Source organism: Allokutzneria multivorans (assembly GCF_039537405.1).
In the GTDB taxonomy this organism is placed as follows: Bacteria; Actinomycetota; Actinomycetes; order Mycobacteriales; family Pseudonocardiaceae; genus Allokutzneria; species Allokutzneria multivorans.
The window spans coordinates 199230-214235 of sequence record NZ_BAABAL010000016.1; the positions used below are offsets into that span (position 1 = coordinate 199230).

8 protein-coding genes are annotated in these 15006 nt (G+C 68.8%); 6 read left to right on the plus strand and 2 right to left on the minus strand.

From position 1 onward, the window contains the following. Positions 1-6: 6 nt before the first annotated feature. Positions 7-4938: a beta-ketoacyl synthase N-terminal-like domain-containing protein gene (locus ABD798_RS19955; protein WP_344876974.1), complete on the plus strand. Its 4932-nt coding sequence runs from the start codon at positions 7-9 to the stop codon at positions 4936-4938. Beyond that, positions 4928-5680 (plus strand): acetoacetate decarboxylase, encoded by a 753-nt coding sequence (locus ABD798_RS19960; protein WP_344876976.1) that lies wholly within the window; start codon positions 4928-4930, stop codon positions 5678-5680. The genes ABD798_RS19955 and ABD798_RS19960 overlap by 11 nt, the downstream gene beginning before the upstream one ends. 165 nt (positions 5681-5845) lie before the next feature. Here ABD798_RS19960 and ABD798_RS19965 read toward each other — a convergent pair whose 3' ends face one another. Beyond that, the gene (locus ABD798_RS19965; RefSeq protein ID WP_344876978.1) at positions 5846-7078 is read right to left on the minus strand and encodes an HNH endonuclease signature motif containing protein; all 1233 of its coding nucleotides are present in this window, start codon (positions 7076-7078) and stop codon (positions 5846-5848) included. A gap of 548 nt (positions 7079-7626) precedes the next feature. Between ABD798_RS19965 and ABD798_RS19970 the strand changes: the two genes are divergently transcribed. Then, positions 7627-8535, plus strand: a complete 909-nt coding sequence (locus ABD798_RS19970; RefSeq protein ID WP_344876980.1) for an aminoglycoside phosphotransferase family protein — start codon at positions 7627-7629, stop codon at positions 8533-8535. Here ABD798_RS19970 and ABD798_RS19975 read toward each other — a convergent pair. Beyond that, positions 8523-9434: a phosphotransferase gene (locus ABD798_RS19975; RefSeq protein ID WP_344876982.1), complete on the minus strand. Its 912-nt coding sequence runs from the start codon at positions 9432-9434 to the stop codon at positions 8523-8525. The genes ABD798_RS19970 and ABD798_RS19975 overlap by 13 nt on opposite strands. Positions 9435-9527: 93 nt before the next feature. Between ABD798_RS19975 and ABD798_RS19980 the strand changes: the two genes are divergently transcribed. The 3 genes from ABD798_RS19980 (at position 9528) to ABD798_RS19990 (ending at position 14936) form a co-directional block, all read left to right on the plus strand. Further along, complete coding sequence (locus ABD798_RS19980) at positions 9528-10685, plus strand: L,D-transpeptidase (RefSeq protein ID WP_344876984.1); 1158 nt, start codon at positions 9528-9530, stop codon at positions 10683-10685. Positions 10686-10839: 154 nt separating this feature from the next. Next, the gene (locus ABD798_RS19985; protein ID WP_344876986.1) at positions 10840-11724 is read left to right on the plus strand and encodes an HAD family hydrolase; all 885 of its coding nucleotides are present in this window, start codon (positions 10840-10842) and stop codon (positions 11722-11724) included. A gap of 44 nt (positions 11725-11768) precedes the next feature. Then, positions 11769-14936 (plus strand): S8 family peptidase, encoded by a 3168-nt coding sequence (locus ABD798_RS19990; RefSeq protein WP_344876988.1) that lies wholly within the window; start codon positions 11769-11771, stop codon positions 14934-14936. The last annotated feature ends 70 nt before the right edge of the window (positions 14937-15006 follow it).

The following is a 15006-nucleotide window of genomic DNA, read 5'->3' on the forward strand; positions in this document are numbered from 1 at the left end:
AACAGCGTGGACATCGCGATCGTCGGCCGGGGCTGCGTGCTGCCCGGCGCGCTCACCCCTGGCCAGTACTGGGACAACCTCGCTGCGGGCAGGCAGAGCCTGTCGAGCGTGCCGCCCGGCCGGTGGGGACTCGATCCGCACTGGGCGATGGCGACGGGCGAGGACACCGCCGACCGCACCTACACCGACATGGGCGGGTACGTCCGGGGCTTCGAGTCGGTGTTCGACCCCGCAGGTTTCGCGATCGGGGCCGAATCCGTGCTCGCGCTGGACCCGTTGTTCCAGTGGGTTCTGCACACCGCGCGTGAAGCCTTGCGAGAGTCCGGTGTGGACACCGCTCCGCGCCGATCGGGGCTCGTGCTCGGCAACTTGTGCATGCCGACGGAGTCGATGGCGAGCTTCGCCGAGCACGTGCTGCTGGAGGAGATGCCCGCGCTGCGCGGTGCTCGGGCGCGTCCGGACGCGCGGAACCGTTTCTCCGCAGGGCTTCCCGCACACCTCGCGGCTCGGGCGCTCGGCCTGGACGGCGGGTCCTTCGCGCTCGACGCTGCGTGCTCGTCGTCGCTGTACGCGATCAAGCTCGCGTGTGATCGACTGCTGGACGGCACCGCCGACTTCATGCTTGCCGGAGCCGTGAACCGATCGGATCAGCTCGTCCAGCAAGTGAACTTCACCGCCTTGTCGGCGACCAGCCGGACCGGTCGGAGCCGTCCGTTCCACCGCGACTCCGACGGCTTGGTGCTCGGCGAGGGCGCCGGTGCTGTCGCGCTGATGCGGCTCGCTGACGCCGTGCGCGAGGGCAGGCCGATCTTCGGTGTGGTGCGCGGAGTCGGCCTGTCCAACGACGGTCGGACCGGTGGTCTGCTCGTGCCCGCGCAGGACGGGCAGGAAAGGGCGATGCGCCAGGCATACGAGGTCGCGGGCATCGCCCCGGAGACTGTGTCCCTTGTGGAGTGTCACGCCACCGGTACGCCGGTCGGTGACTCGATCGAAGTGCGGTCGCTTGCCAGCGTTTTCGCGGCGAGCAAGAGCTTGCCGATCGGCTCCGCGAAGTCCAACCTCGGTCATGTGCTCGCTCCGGCCGGGATCGCCGGGCTGCTGAAGGTGATCGGCGCCATGTGGGCTGGAGTCCGCCCGCCGACCGTCGGGGCGGAGTCGCCGATCGACGCGATTCGCGGCACGCCGATCCGTCTGGTGAACGAGGCCGAGGAGTGGACCGGGCCGCTGCGCGCCGGTGTGAGCGCGTTCGGTTTTGGCGGCAACAACGCGCACCTCGTGGTCGACGGCTGGGCGGAGAACGCGGGGGTCGTCGAGCCTGCGCCGCTGCCCCCGCGTCGCGAACCCGTTGCCATTGTCGCGATCGGCGCGAAGGTGGCCGACGGCGCGAACGTGGAGGACCTCCGCCGAGATGTTCTCACCGGGCAGCGCCGCCGTGCTCTTCGCGCGGACATCGACCTGACGCTGGGCGGGTTGCGCTTCCCACCGCGTGATTTGGAGCGGGCACACCCTCAGCAGCTCGTGATCCTGGAGACTGCGCGCGAGGCTGTTCGCGATGTCCGACTGCCGCGCGAGCGGACGATGGTGCTCGTCGGCATGGGCACCGACCCCACCGGCACCAGGTGTGGCGCCCGGCTCCGCGCTCCACAGTGGATCGAGGATGCGGGCGCGGACCTGGCTGGGCTGGCCGACTTCCGTGAAGCCTTCGCTGGTCCGCACACCTCTGCCGCGGCGATCGGCGGCCTGTCGAACCTCGTCGCCAACCGGATCAATGCGCAGCTCGACCTCGCGGGTCCTGGCTTCACCGTGTCGGCCGAGGAGGCGTCCGGCCTTGTGGCGCTCGACATCGCCGCGCGCGCTTTGCGGCACGGCGAGGCTGATGCGGCGATCGTCGGCGCTGTCGATCTCTCCGGGGACCCGGTGCACCAGGCTGCTCTTCGTTCGCTCGGTCGTTCGGAGGCTCCGGGTGACGCGGCCGTTGTGCTCGTGCTGAAGCGGCTTGGCGATGCGGAGCGCGACGGCGACCAGGTGATCGCGTTGCTGGACTCTTCTCCTGAGCCTGCCGACCTCGTTGTCGGTGACTCCGGTGTGTCCACTGTGGACATGTTTGGTTCGGCGCACGCGGCGGTTGGGCTCGTCGGTGTCGCGGTGGCGGCGTTGGCGTTGCGGCACGGTGCGATTCCGTCCGTCGGTGCTCCGGCCGTGCCAGCGGCGGGTATTCGGACGGCTGAGGTCATCGTTGATCCGCTGGAGGCTCCTCGTGCGACTGTTCGGCTGCGCTCGGCGGGGACTCCTGCGCCGTGGGCGCTTGACCGGCCCACGTTGGAGGTTTACTCCGGCCGGGATCGCGCTTCGGTTCTCGCGGCTCTGGAGGCCGGTCGCGCTTCGGACGACGGGCCCGCGCGGCTTACCGTTGTGATCGAGGGCGATCGTGCTTCGGCGATCGAACGTGCTCGCAGTTGGTTCACCGAGGGTGGTGTGAAGCCTGCGGGCGTGGCGTACCAGGATGTGCCGATCGGCGGGGAGATCGCGTTCGTCTTCACCAACGGCGCTGCGGTCTATCCGTCGATGGGGCGCGAGATGCGGCTGGCGTTCCCGGACGCGGTCGCGGCGGTGTCGGAGCGCTTCGGTGGGCCGCTGGCGCTGTCGAGCGGTAGTTCGCCCGCGACGATCGAGGACATCGCCGACATCGGCAAGTTCAGCATGCTGCACAAGGAGATCACCGACTCGCTCGGGCTCCGGCCCACGGCCGTGATCGGGTACTCTGCCGGAGAGCCGTTGGGGCTCACGGTGATGGGCGCCTGGCCGGACATCGTCAAGTGGGACAAGGACTTCCGGAGCAACAGGCTCATCAGCGACCTCACCGGCGACTGCCGTGTGCTGCGTGAGCAGTGGGAGCGAGCGGGCATCCCCGACGATCGCTGGGCGAGCCACCTGGTGAACGGTCCGGCCGCTTCGGTTCGCGCGCTGCTCGATGATCACCCCGGCGTGCACGTGCTGTCGGAGAACGCGCCCGATGTGTGCGTGGTGGGCGGTCCTGAGCGGGCGTGCGCGCAGCTGATGGCTCGGTTGGACCTGCCGTCGATCAAGATCGGCTACCACTTCGCGGCGCACGTGCCCGAGTTGGAGGCTGTGCGTGCTGAGTGGCGTGATTTCGCGACGCAGCCTGTCCGCGACCTGCCGGGAGTTCGGTTCTACAGCGGTGCTACGGCGGAGTCCTACACGGCGACCTCGGAGACTGCCGCTGAGGCTGTGAGTGCTCAAGGCGTTGGCACTGTGCGGTTCACCGATGTGGTTGAGCGCGCGTGGGCCGACGGTGTGCGCGTGTTCGTCGAACTCGGCCCGCAGGGGCTGTGCACCGGGTGGATTCGCCGCACGCTCGGGGATCGCGCGCACGTGGCGGTGGCGTTGGACGCTCCGGATGGGCGAGGGTTGCGGCAGTTCGGCTATGCGCTGGGCGAGCTTGTCGCGGCCGGAGTTCCCGTTGACGCGGCTTCGTTCTTCGGCCGCTTTCAGGCTCCGTTGCCGGTTCCTGGCAAGACTGTGCGGTTCCCGGTGCAGTGGGGCGATGTGCGTCTGCCGTCGTTGGCTGCTGCTCCTGCTGCTGTTGCTGTCGCTCCGGATTTGCTCAGCTTTGTTGTGGCGCAACGTGAGCGCGTGGCGGCTGTGCATGCCGCAGTGCTCGCTCAGCAGACGGAGGCACACCGGCGCTTCCTGGAGATGCAGACGCGGACGACTGTCGCGTTGATGTCCAGGCCTGCCGAGAAGGCGCTCGTCTTCTCTCGGGAGCAGCTCGAACTCCTTGGTGCTGGGCCGGTTTCCCGCGTTTTCGGGCCTCGGTTCGCTGCTCAGGACAACCACCGCAGGCACATCCGCCTCCCGCAGCCGCCCATGCTGTTGATCGACCGCGTTGTCGAGATGGACGCGGAACCGGCGTCGATGGGTACCGGCGTGATCAGGACCGAGACCGATGTGCGGCCGGGCTGGTGGAACCTCGACCACACCGGGTACATGCCGCCCGGTCTCATGGTCGAGACCGGCCAGGGCGTTCTGGTGCTGTTGAGCTGGCTCGGCGCGGACCTCGGACATGCGGGAGATCGGAGTTATCGGCTGCTCGACGCGGAGCTGACCTACCACGGGGCTCCGGCGCGAGCGGGTGAAGTGATCACCTGTGGGGTCAGCATCGATTCGCACAGCGAGTACAACGGGTTGATCGTCTACTCGTCCAGTGTGGAGTTCTGGGTCGGCGGCGAGCTGCGTGTCACCGCACGCTCGCGCGGCGGCTTGTTCACCGATTCGACCCTCGCCACCTCGCCCGGAGTTCCGTGGAATCCCGCTGCGCATGTCCCGGCCGCGTCTGCTCCGCTGGATGTTCCTGTTTGTGCGCCTGGGAAATTCGCTCCGCACCAGCTCCTCGCGTTCGCGGCCGGTCGTGCTGCGGAGTGCTTCGGCGTGCCCGAGCTGGCTTCGCACCGCAGTTCGCCGCGACTCGGCAGTGAGCGGACGTGGTTGTTGCACGAGGTCACCGATTTCGATCCGGCGGGTGGTCCTTGGGGCCGTGGTTACCTCCGGGTGGAGACTCCGGTCGCTGATGACGCGTGGTTCTTCGACGGCCATTTCCGCGACGATCCGTGCATGCCCGGCAACCTCATGGTCGATGGGGCTTTCCAGGCGATGGCTTTCTATGTGGCAGCACTGGGTTTCACCGCTTCCCGGGACGGCTGGCGCTTCGAGCCCCTGTGCGAGGAGACCTTCAAATGGCGCTGTGGCAGGCAGATCACTCCCGCCAGTTCGCTCCTGGTGTTCGAACTGTTCGTCGCCGAGGTCCGGGGCGGTGACTCGCCTGTGGTGATCGCCGATGTCGTGTGCTCCGTCGACGGCGTTACCGCTTTCCACGGCTCGCGCTTCGGGTTGACTTTGAGGAGGGGCGATGCGGGCTGAGGAGGTGTTGACGAAGGTCACCGTTCCTTTGAGTGCGCCTCCGTATCCGTTGGGGCGTTACCGTTTCACTGATCGCGAGTACCTGAACGTCTTCTACCGCACGTCTCTTTCGGCGCTGCGCTCGATCGTCCCCGAGCCGTTGGAGATCGACGAGCCCCTGGTGCGCTTCGAGGTCATGCACATGGGCGACGTCGGCGGTTTCGGTCCGTACACCGAGGCCGGAATCGCTGTGCCCGTGCGTTTTGGCGAGGAGCGCGGGGAGTACCTGCATGCCATGTACCTCGACAACTTTCCCGCGATCGCGTGCGGTCGTGAGCTGTCCGCGTATCCGAAAAGCTTTGGCACAGCAAAGCTTTTCGCTGATTCGGGGGCGCTCGTCGGCACGTTGGACGTCGGGTCGTTGCGCGTGGCCACTGCGACCATGGGCTACAAGCACTGTGTTTTGAGTGCTGAGGAGGCGTTGCGGCAGATCACCGTGCCGACCTACATGGTGAAGATCGTTCCTGGCTATGACGCTCGGCCTCGGATTGCTGAGCTTGTGCGGGCGCAGATCACCGATGTGACCGTGACGCAGGCGTGGAGCGGGCCTGCGCGGTTGCAGCTGTTCGAGCACGTGTTGGCGCCACTGGCTGATCTGCCCGTGCTGGAGGTCGTGTCGGCGAGCCACATCGTGGCCGATCTGACGCTCGCGGGGGCTGTTCCTGTGCATGACTACGTGAGTTCCAGCGTGGGTTCGGCTTGACCTGGGGCCCCTCGCGCGTGCCCTTGGGCCTCTCACGGGCACGGAAGGGATTCCGGCCCTCGCGGGGAAGCGTATGGCACGCGCACCCCAGGTAAAGCCTCCGTTCCGTTGCGCGGCTTGCGTTCCAGCCCCTCGTGTTGTGCGCATTACACCTCCCCTCATCGGTTACGCCGCCAGTCGTGGGTCGACTCTGATGTTGCGCATCGGTTTCTGCTCGGGGTCCACCCACGTCGGTGGAATAAAGTCTGGCCGCCCATCCTTCGCGAAGACGATCTTCCAGTCTTCTTGGTGGATCACGTGATGGTGGTGCGAGCACAACAACGTCATGTTGTTCAAGTCGGTCGGCCCGCGATGCTCTACCCAGTGCAACACATGATGGGCTTCCGTCCACGCCGGTGGCCGATCACATCCGGGGAAGGCGCATCCCTTGTCCCGCACCGCCAACGCCCTGCGTAGGGGAGCAGGCGCGGTCCGGGCGGAGCGCCCGTAGTCGAGGGGGACGCTCTCCCCGTTGAGGACGACGGGGATGAGTTCGGCGTCGCAGGAGAGTTGGCGGATCAGGGAGGCGGTGGCTTCGCCGTCCCAGTCGGTGTATCCGGTCCGGAGTTTCTCTTCCAGGTAGTCCAACCTCATGGTCACAACCATCTGCGGCCGAACACCGCCACTGGCCGGAAGATCATGGGTTGCCATCGCGACCGCGACCAACTCACACAACCCGTCGGCATACCGCTGCTCCACCGTCCGAGGGTCTTGCTCGCCGTTGGTCGGCCGTGGTTTCGACACCGCGTGCAGCGCTTCCTCGAAGATCGCGCCCTCGATCGGCGGCAGGCATCCGGTGAAGAACAGCGATCCGTGTTGGTCCTTGCTCATCCGGAACGACCGCGCCTCGACAGCTTTCTGCTCGTCCTTGAAGGCACCCGCCTGGTCGAAGTGGGAGCGAACCCGTTTACCCGCCTGCATCAACTCACGCGAGGTCAACTCAGGCGCGTACTCGAGCAGGATGTCTTCGGCTTCGTCGGCAGCATCGGCGGGGATGTTTTTGATGACATCGGCGATGACCGCCGCGTGATCACCACTGATCACACCCGCGTACAACGCGTCCTTGGTCGCGGGCACACCGGGCAGGTCATCCACCAGGAGAGCGCGCCGCTTCGCTTCCGCGGGCGAAATCTTCAAGTGTGACCGCAACAGTGTCGCGAGGTTCCGGCACCCCTGCGCGGTGTGCAGGCCACGATCCTCCGCGTGCTCAGCAGCATCAACCTTCACTGCCGTCACCAGATTCGTGAGCGTCTCCAAGTCGACCAGGAACGCGAGGTGCTCTTTCTCGGAGAGCTTGTAGACGTCGTGTGCTTCGAGATGATCTACCAAAAGAGACTTCACAGCCTTGATGTCCAACATGATTCACCCCCTCGCCCGTTGGCTACCCCTAATTTTAGCAACTCCTCCGACAGCGTCAAATCCGTTGCAGGCCAAGGGAAATACCAACGTTCAGCCGTCAGCGAAACCGGGTCGGCTTTACCTGGGGTGCGCGTGCCATACGCTTGTCAGCGTGGCCGGGATTCATCCCGTGCCCGTCCGGCCCATGTCGGCACGCGCAAGGGGCCCCAGGTCAAGCCGACCCCCACGCAGCGAACTGTCACGCCACACGCACCCCACCGCTACTGGCATCTGGTGCCACCTGGAAGTCCAGCCGTCCCCGACCTGGAAGCGCAGCCGTACCCCGCTGGAAAGAGCTAAAAGCTCCAGCCTTTCCCCAGCTGGAACCCCAGCCGGTGCAAACTGGAAGTTCAGCCGTCCCCCAGCTGGAAGCCCAGCAGTCCCCGACCAGGAACCCCAGTCGTCCCCGACCAGGAAACCCAGCGCGGCCAACCCAAAAGCGCTCCACCCGACAGCCGACGAACGAAAACCCCTGCGACAAAACCGAATCCACCAGCCACAATGGCGGCATGACCACCGCACTCCCCGCCGGTCTCGTCCGCCAGCACAGCGAGCGCGACCAAGCCTGGCTCGACAACCTGCCCGGCTTCGTCGCCGAGTACTTCGAACGCTGGGAGCTGCGGCCCGACGGACCCGCGGGGCACGGGATGGCCTCGCTCGTCGTGCCGGTGCGGCGCGTCGACGGCACTCCGGCGGCGCTCAAGATCGGGCGGGTCACGGAGGAGAACGAGGGGGAGGCGGCCGTTCTGCGCGCCTGGGGCGGCGACGGGGCGGTGCGGCTGCTCGCCGAGGATCGCGCGCGCAGGGCCTTGCTGCTGGAGCGGCTCGACCACGCGCGCCCACTGTCCACAATGGAGGATGAGTGGGCCGCGCTTGACGTGCTGGTGGAGCTGCTCGGCCGGATCTCGGCGGTGCCGCCGCCCGCGGGACTCCGGAGGCTGGGTGATGTCGCGGCGGCGATGCTGGAGGACGTGCCGAGCCTGCCCGATCCGGATGAGCGGGCGTTGCTGGACACCTGCACCGGGGTGCTCCGCGAGATCGTGGGCGAGCCGGGTGAGCAGTTGCTGCACTGGGATCTGCACCAGGGCAACGTGTTGGCCGCCCTGCCGGACTCCGGCCGCGAACCGTGGCTGGTCATCGACCCGGAGCCGCTCGTCGGGGACCTCGGCTTCGACCTGATGCCCGCACTCGCGGACCGCTGGGACGAGGTCGTGGCCTCGGGGGACGTCGCGGGCGTGGTCCGCAGGCGCTTCGACGTGATGACCGACGGGCTGGGGCTGGACCGGCAGCGGGCGTACGGCTGGACGCTCGCGAGGGTGCTGCAGAACTGCCTGTGGGACGTCGAGGACGGCGAACCCGAGCTGAACGCGGCCCAGGTCGCCATCGGTCAGACGCTGATCGCGGCCTACAACAGGTAGGAATCGGACAGCAGGGACGCCATGTGCTCCAGCGGCGCGCTGGCGTACTCGTGGTCCAGGTCGCCGCCGAGCGCCCGCACCCACACCAGGGTCCGAGCCACTTTGCCGACGCGACAAGCCAGCTCGGCGGACTCGACGAGCTGCGAGGGGGAGCCGAACTCGGCGAGGTAGGCGTCCCGGACGCGGTGGTCCTCGGCGCGGGTCATCGGCAGCAGGAGGCTCGCGAACGGGTGCGCGACGACGCTGTCGCCCCAGTCGTAGAACTTCGCGCCGGTCGCGAAAACGTTGCTCTGGTGCAGGTCGTTGTGGTCGAGACTGGGCGGAACGGGGTCCTCGGCGAGGCGGTCGCACCACTCGCGGAAGGTCGGCTCGAAGCGCGTGAGCTCGGCGAAGGTCTCGTGCGCGGCCGAGTCGCCGCGGTGCTCGACGTAGTCACCAACGGCCGCCATGGCCTCGGCGAAGCGGGTCGGCATGATCGCGGCGCGCATGTCGGTGACGCCGATCGCGATCAGTTCGTCAACGTGATCAGCCAGTGAGAGCTGGAGTTTCGCATAGCCCACAAGCACTTCGGCGAGGTCGCGGGGGCTGTCGCGCATGGTCGGGCCGCCGTCGGGGAGCAGCAGCCACGAGCGCTCGACGTCGACGGCGATCGGGGTGAGCACGCGGTCGGGCGCGAGGCGGTGCAGCAGCGGGTACAACGGCACCTCGAACGCGGTGCCCGGCCCGCACGCCTTGAGCCACACGACGCCACGGTTCGTCGAGGCCCGAAGCACGGTGGCCCACGACTGCACGCGCGGCTGCTCGACCTCGCCGGTGCGGGTCATCCCAGCCGAGGCCAAACGCGAGTCCATCCAGGCCACGGCCTCGCGCCGCCACTCAGCGCTCGTCCAGAGTTGCATCACAACGGAAAGTTAGCTTGTGCGGCTGCTCACACAACCTGGACACCGCGCACCGCGTCATCTCTGCGTCACCATCACCACAGGGAGAAACACATGGCGCGACGTACGTCGATCGCGGTCGGCCTGGCCGTTGTCGCAGCACTGGGGCTCAGTGCGTGCACAACCGGTTCGCCCGCGCAGCAAGCCGCGAACGCGAACGCGGCCGCGCCTCAGCAGGAGACCAAGCTCGTCGTCGAACCCGCCGACAAGGCCACCGGTGTCGCTCCGGCGGCGCCGCTGAAGGTGAGCGTCAAGGGCGGCAAGCTCGGCGACATCAAGCTCAGCGGGGCCGGGGGCAAGCCGCTCGCGGGCACGTTCTCCGACGACAAGACCACGTGGACCGCGACCGAGAAGCCCGAGTTCGACGCCGAGTACAGCTTCTCCGGCTCAGCCACCGGCGCCGACGGCAAGCAGCTGCCGGTGAACAGCGGTTTCCGCACCGCGAAGCCGCGCGTGCCGGTCACCGTCAGCCCGCGCGTGAACGACGGCGGCACCTACGGCGTCGCGCAGCCGGTGTGGCTGGTCTTCCCGCAGCCCGGCGTCAAGCCCGCCGACCGCGCCGCCGTCGAGAAGGCCGTGACCGTCGAGAGCACTCCGAAGACCGAGGGCTCGTGGGGCTGGATCGACGCCGAGAACCTGGTGTGGCGCCCGAAGGAGTACTGGCAGCCCGACACCAAGGTGACCGTCCGAAGTGGACTGCGCGGCGTGCACTTCGGCAACGGCGCCTACGGCAAGAACGACTTCACCGTGAACTTCACCATCGGCCGCAACCAGCTGGTGCGCGCGGACACCGACAAGCACCGGCTGATCGTCGAGCGCGACGGCAAGGAGTTCCGCAACTACCCGGCCAGCTACGGCCGCGAGTCGGACCCGAAGCTGGTCACCCGCAACGGCCGCTACTTCATCATGGCCAAGCACGAGCAGTACTTCATGCAGCGCTTCGAGTTCAACGCGCACTGGGCGCTGCGGCTGTCCAACAACGGCGAGTTCATCCACGCCAACCCGGACTCCGTGGCCAGCCAGGGCCGCAATAACGTCTCGCACGGCTGCGCGAACCTGTCCATGAAGGACGCCAAGGACTACTACGCCACCGCGTTGGAAGGCGATCCCGTCGTGGTCACCGGCTCGTCGATCGACCTGCCCGCCAAGGGCGCCGACTTCTGGGCCTACCCGTGGGACAGGTGGACCGCCCTCTCCTCCCTCAAGGGCTAGCCCGCGTGCGTTGAGCGCTGAATGACTCATTGAGGTACTTGAGGGTCCTGAATGAGTCATTCAGGACCCTCAACGCACTGAAGGGGGCATTGGGGGCACGGGCGGAGTGCGGGGGACGGCCGGATATCCTGGTGCATTGGGGAAGGCGGTGCGGATGCCAGCGCACAAACCTGCGAGCGGGCCGGAGCTGGAGCGGTTGGCCGCGATGGCCGGTGCCGCGTCGGCGGAGGCCGCGGTCGTGTCGGTGCCCGAGGACGGGGCCGGGGCCGCGCGCGATCTCACGGCCGGGGCGTTCTTCGACGTGGACAACACGATGATGATGGGCGCCTCGATCTTCCACTTCGCTCGCGGGCTGGTGGCGCGCAAGTACGTCTCCGGGGCGCAGCTGGCCGGGTTCGCCTGGAAGCAGCTGAAGTTCCGCGTCGGCGGGCGCGAGGACCAGGGCAGCATCGACTCCAGCAGGGACCAGCTGCTGGCCTTCGTGGCCGGGCGGACCGTGCGGGAGCTGTCGGAGGTCAGCGAGGAGATCTACGACGAGCTGATGGCCGACAAGATCTGGCCGGGCACCAGGGCGCTCGCGCAGAAGCACCTCGACGCCGGGCAGCGGGTCTGGCTGGTGACCGCGACCCCGGTCGAGCTGGCCGCGATCATCGCGCGGCGGCTCGGCCTGACCGGTGCGCTGGGCACGGTCGCCGAGCACGTCGACGGCGTCTACACGGGACGGTTGGTCGGCGGGCTGATGCACGGCCCGGCGAAGGTGCACGCGGTGCGCGCGCTGGCCGCCCGCGAGGGGCTGGACCTGCGGCGCTGCACGGCCTACTCGGACTCGCAGAACGACGTGCCGATGCTGACGGCGGTCGGCACTCCGGTCGCGGTGAACCCGGACTCGGGGCTGCGCCGCATCGCGCGGGCCAAGGGCTGGGAGGTCGAGGACTTCCGCACCGGCCGCAAGCTCGCCCGCGTCGGAGTGCCCTCGGTGCTCGGCGCCGGAGCCGTGATCAGCGCCGTCGCCGCAGGACTCGCCAGGTCCCGCAAGTAGCTGTAACGCCACTGTGAGTGCACGACGAAGTACCCGTCGTGAGAATGACTGGACTCGTGCCGCCGGTGGTCGTCGCGGTGCTGGCCGGGGTCGTCCCGGCCACCGCGGCGCCCACCACCCCTGACCCCGCCGGGGCCGTCACCCTGGTGACCGGCGACCAGGTCCGGCTGCTGCGCCAACCCGGCGGAGCCCCCGGCGTGGTGATCACCCCGGGGCCGGGGCGCGGGCACGTGGGCTTCATCCGCGAGGCCGGTCCCGGCGCGGCGGAGGTCTCGGTCATCCCCTCCGACGCGACCGCGCTCGTCGAGCAGGGCCGCCTGGACCGCCGCCTGTTCAACGTCTCCGCGCTGAGCCGCCGCAAGGACGAGGTGCCGCTGATCGTCACCTCGGCCGGCACGCCGCCCGGCGCCACCAAGGTCCGCGACCTGCCCAGCGTCGACGGTGTCGCGGTGAAGCAGAACCGCAAGCGCGCCAAGGACTTCTGGGACTGGATGACGCGCTCCGCGCCCGCGACCAAGGTGTGGCTGGACGGCATCGCCAAGCCCGCCGTCGACAGCAGCGTCCCCCGCGTGGGCGCGCCGCGCGCGTGGCAGTCCGGCTTCACCGGCAAGGGCGTCACGGTCGGCGTGCTCGACTCCGGCGTCAAGGCCGACCACCCCGACCTGGCCGGGAGGGTCGTGGAGGCCAAGGACTTCACCGGCACTCGCCCCGACGCGCGCGACGACCTGGGCCACGGCACGCACGTCGCGGGGATCATCGCGAGCGGGTCCTCGGTCTACCGGGGTGTCGCTCCGGAGGCGAAGCTGATCAGCGGCAAGGTCTGCGTCGACTTCGGCTGCCCGGACTCGGCGGTGATCGCCGGGATGGAGTGGATCGCACCGAAGGCCAAGGTCGTCAACCTCAGCCTCGGCGGGGGAGCCACCGACGGCACCGACCCGGTTTCCCAGGCGCTGAACAGGCTTTCCGCTCAGCACGGCACGCTGTTCGTGGTGGCGGCGGGCAACGACCGCAACCTGGACTCGGCCGATCCGCTCGCGTCCGTGACCGCGCCCGCCTCCGCCGATGCCGCGCTCGCGGTGGGCAGTGTGTCCAAAGAGGACACCACGAGCCCGTTCTCGCCGCGCGGACCGCGCATGGGCGACCTCGCGGTGAAGCCGGACATGGCCGCGCCGGGCTCGGAGATCGTCTCCGCGCGCGCGTCCGGCACGCGTGACGGTGACCTCGCGCCGGTGGACGACCTGCACGCGACGTTGTCCGGAACCTCGATGGCCGCGCCGCACGCGGCCGGAGCCGCCGCGCTTCTCGTGCAGCAGCACCCGGACTGGAAGGCCGACCGGCTCAAGGCCGCGCTGACCGGCTCGGCGCTGCCGACGGCCGACGCGTTGGAACAGGGCGCGGGCAGGCTCGACATCGGCCGCGCGGTGACGCAGCAGGTGAGCGCGATCTCCGGCGGAGTGAGCTTCGGCTTCCTTTCCTGGCCCTACAAGCGTTCTGAGCCGAAGACCGTGACCTACCGCAACGACGGCACGACCCCGGTCACGCTCGACCTCGCCACCACCGGCCCGTTCGCGGTGGCCGCTCCGAAGATCACCGTGCCCGCCGGTGGCACCGCCGGCGTCGGCGTGCTGGCCGACCCGGCGAACAAGCCCGCTGGCAGGCACGGCGGTCGCGTGACGGCCACCGCGCAGGGGGTCGTCGTGCAGACGGCGCTCGCGGCGGTGCTGGAGGGCGAGAGCTACGACGTGAAGGTCGAGCTGATCAGCCGGACCGGGCGGCCCAACAGCGGCGTCGTCAAGGCGGTGAACACCGAAACCGGTGCGGCGTACGGACTTCGGCCCAACGGCAGCACGCGGCTGCCGAAGGGGCGCTACGACATCAACGCCTTCGAGGCCTCCGACGACCCCGACAACAAGGCTCAGCCGCTCGCGGTGACCGCGCTGTCCAAGCCGGGTCTGGTGATCGGCAAGAACACGGTCATCACCCTGGACGCCAGGCAGGGCAAGCCGATCCGCGCCGCCGTCGACCGTCCGGGCGCGAAGTTCACCTTCGGCCAGGTCGCGTTGCTCTCGGGCAAGGGTGAGCGGATCAGCTCGCTCGGCTGGACCGCCGGGCCGACGCACCAGCTGTACGCGGTGGGCACGGACGCGAAGGTCACCGACCACACCTACGCGTTCACCTTCCGCGCGGGCCTGGCCGATCCGTCCACGTCAGCGATCTACCAGCTGGCGTTCCTGGAGCGCGGCCGAGTCCCGGCGAACGTGGTCTACCGGGTGCGCGATCACGAGCTGGCCAAGGTGGAGTCGCGCTACTACGCGCAGGGTGCCCCGGGGAAGGCGCTGCGGGCCGACTACGCGCGGCTCGCCGTGCAGGAGCCCGGGATCGGCGTCTACGAGACCACCGACCACGTCGTGCCCGGCAAGCGCACGGAATTCTTCACCGCCAACCCGGACGTGACGTGGCGGCACGTGCTCGCGTCCTTTGTGGACGGTGAGGACTCCGAGAACACGTGGTCCTACCGGACGTACAAGCCCGGCGACTACCAGGTGGGGTGGAACAAGGGCGCGATGGGACCGGCCTTCGGCAACGCCGAGGACGGGTGGGGCGTGCAGCGCGCGGGCGACCAGCTGACCGTGGGCGTCCCGCTGGTGTCCGGCAGCGACCCCGACCAGTACACCTCCCCGGCCGCGGCGGTCACCGGCACGACGACCCTGACGCGCGTGGGCGCAGCGCCGGACAGCGTTCCCGGCGCGGGAACCGCGAGCTTCACGATCCCGGACGTGCCCGCCCGCTACACCCTCCGCGCCGAGGCCACGCGCTCGGTGCCGTGGTCGGTGATCGGGACGAAGGTCGACACCACGTGGACCTTCGCCGAGCCGGGCGCCTCCAGCTCTGCTCCGTTGCCACTGATGGTGGTGCGAGCCAGCGGCGCGGTCGACGACCAGAACCGCGCGCTCGGCCGGATCCACCCGCTTTCCCTTCTGGTGCAACGGCAACCGGGTTCGGCGCGCTCCGAGGTCACGAAACTGACCCTGGAGGTCTCCTTCGACGACGGGGCGAACTGGCGCTCGGTGCCCGTGCTCCGGATCAACGATCGCGGGCTGGCCGTCGTCGACCACCCCACTGGTTCGGGATTCGTGGGCCTGCGGATCGCGGCGACCGACGCGGCCGGTGGATCGGTGACGCAAACCGTTCTCCGCGCTTATCGGTTCTAGCGTGTTCGGCTTATATGTACTCCTTAAGGGGGGTTGACTTCGCGTCGATTCGAAAAATTTCCCTGAAGGT

Coding starts and splice junctions, on each gene's coding strand:
- ABD798_RS19975 (WP_344876982.1), bottom strand. CDS start 9,434: ATGCAACTCTGGACGAGCGCTGAGTGGCGGCGCGAGGCCGTGGCCTGG.
- ABD798_RS19970 (WP_344876980.1), top strand. CDS start 7,627: ATGACCACCGCACTCCCCGCCGGTCTCGTCCGCCAGCACAGCGAGCGC.
- ABD798_RS19965 (WP_344876978.1), bottom strand. CDS start 7,078: ATGTTGGACATCAAGGCTGTGAAGTCTCTTTTGGTAGATCATCTCGAA.
- ABD798_RS19985 (WP_344876986.1), top strand. CDS start 10,840: ATGCCAGCGCACAAACCTGCGAGCGGGCCGGAGCTGGAGCGGTTGGCC.
- ABD798_RS19960 (WP_344876976.1), top strand. CDS start 4,928: ATGCGGGCTGAGGAGGTGTTGACGAAGGTCACCGTTCCTTTGAGTGCG.
- ABD798_RS19990 (WP_344876988.1), top strand. CDS start 11,769: ATGACTGGACTCGTGCCGCCGGTGGTCGTCGCGGTGCTGGCCGGGGTC.
- ABD798_RS19980 (WP_344876984.1), top strand. CDS start 9,528: ATGGCGCGACGTACGTCGATCGCGGTCGGCCTGGCCGTTGTCGCAGCA.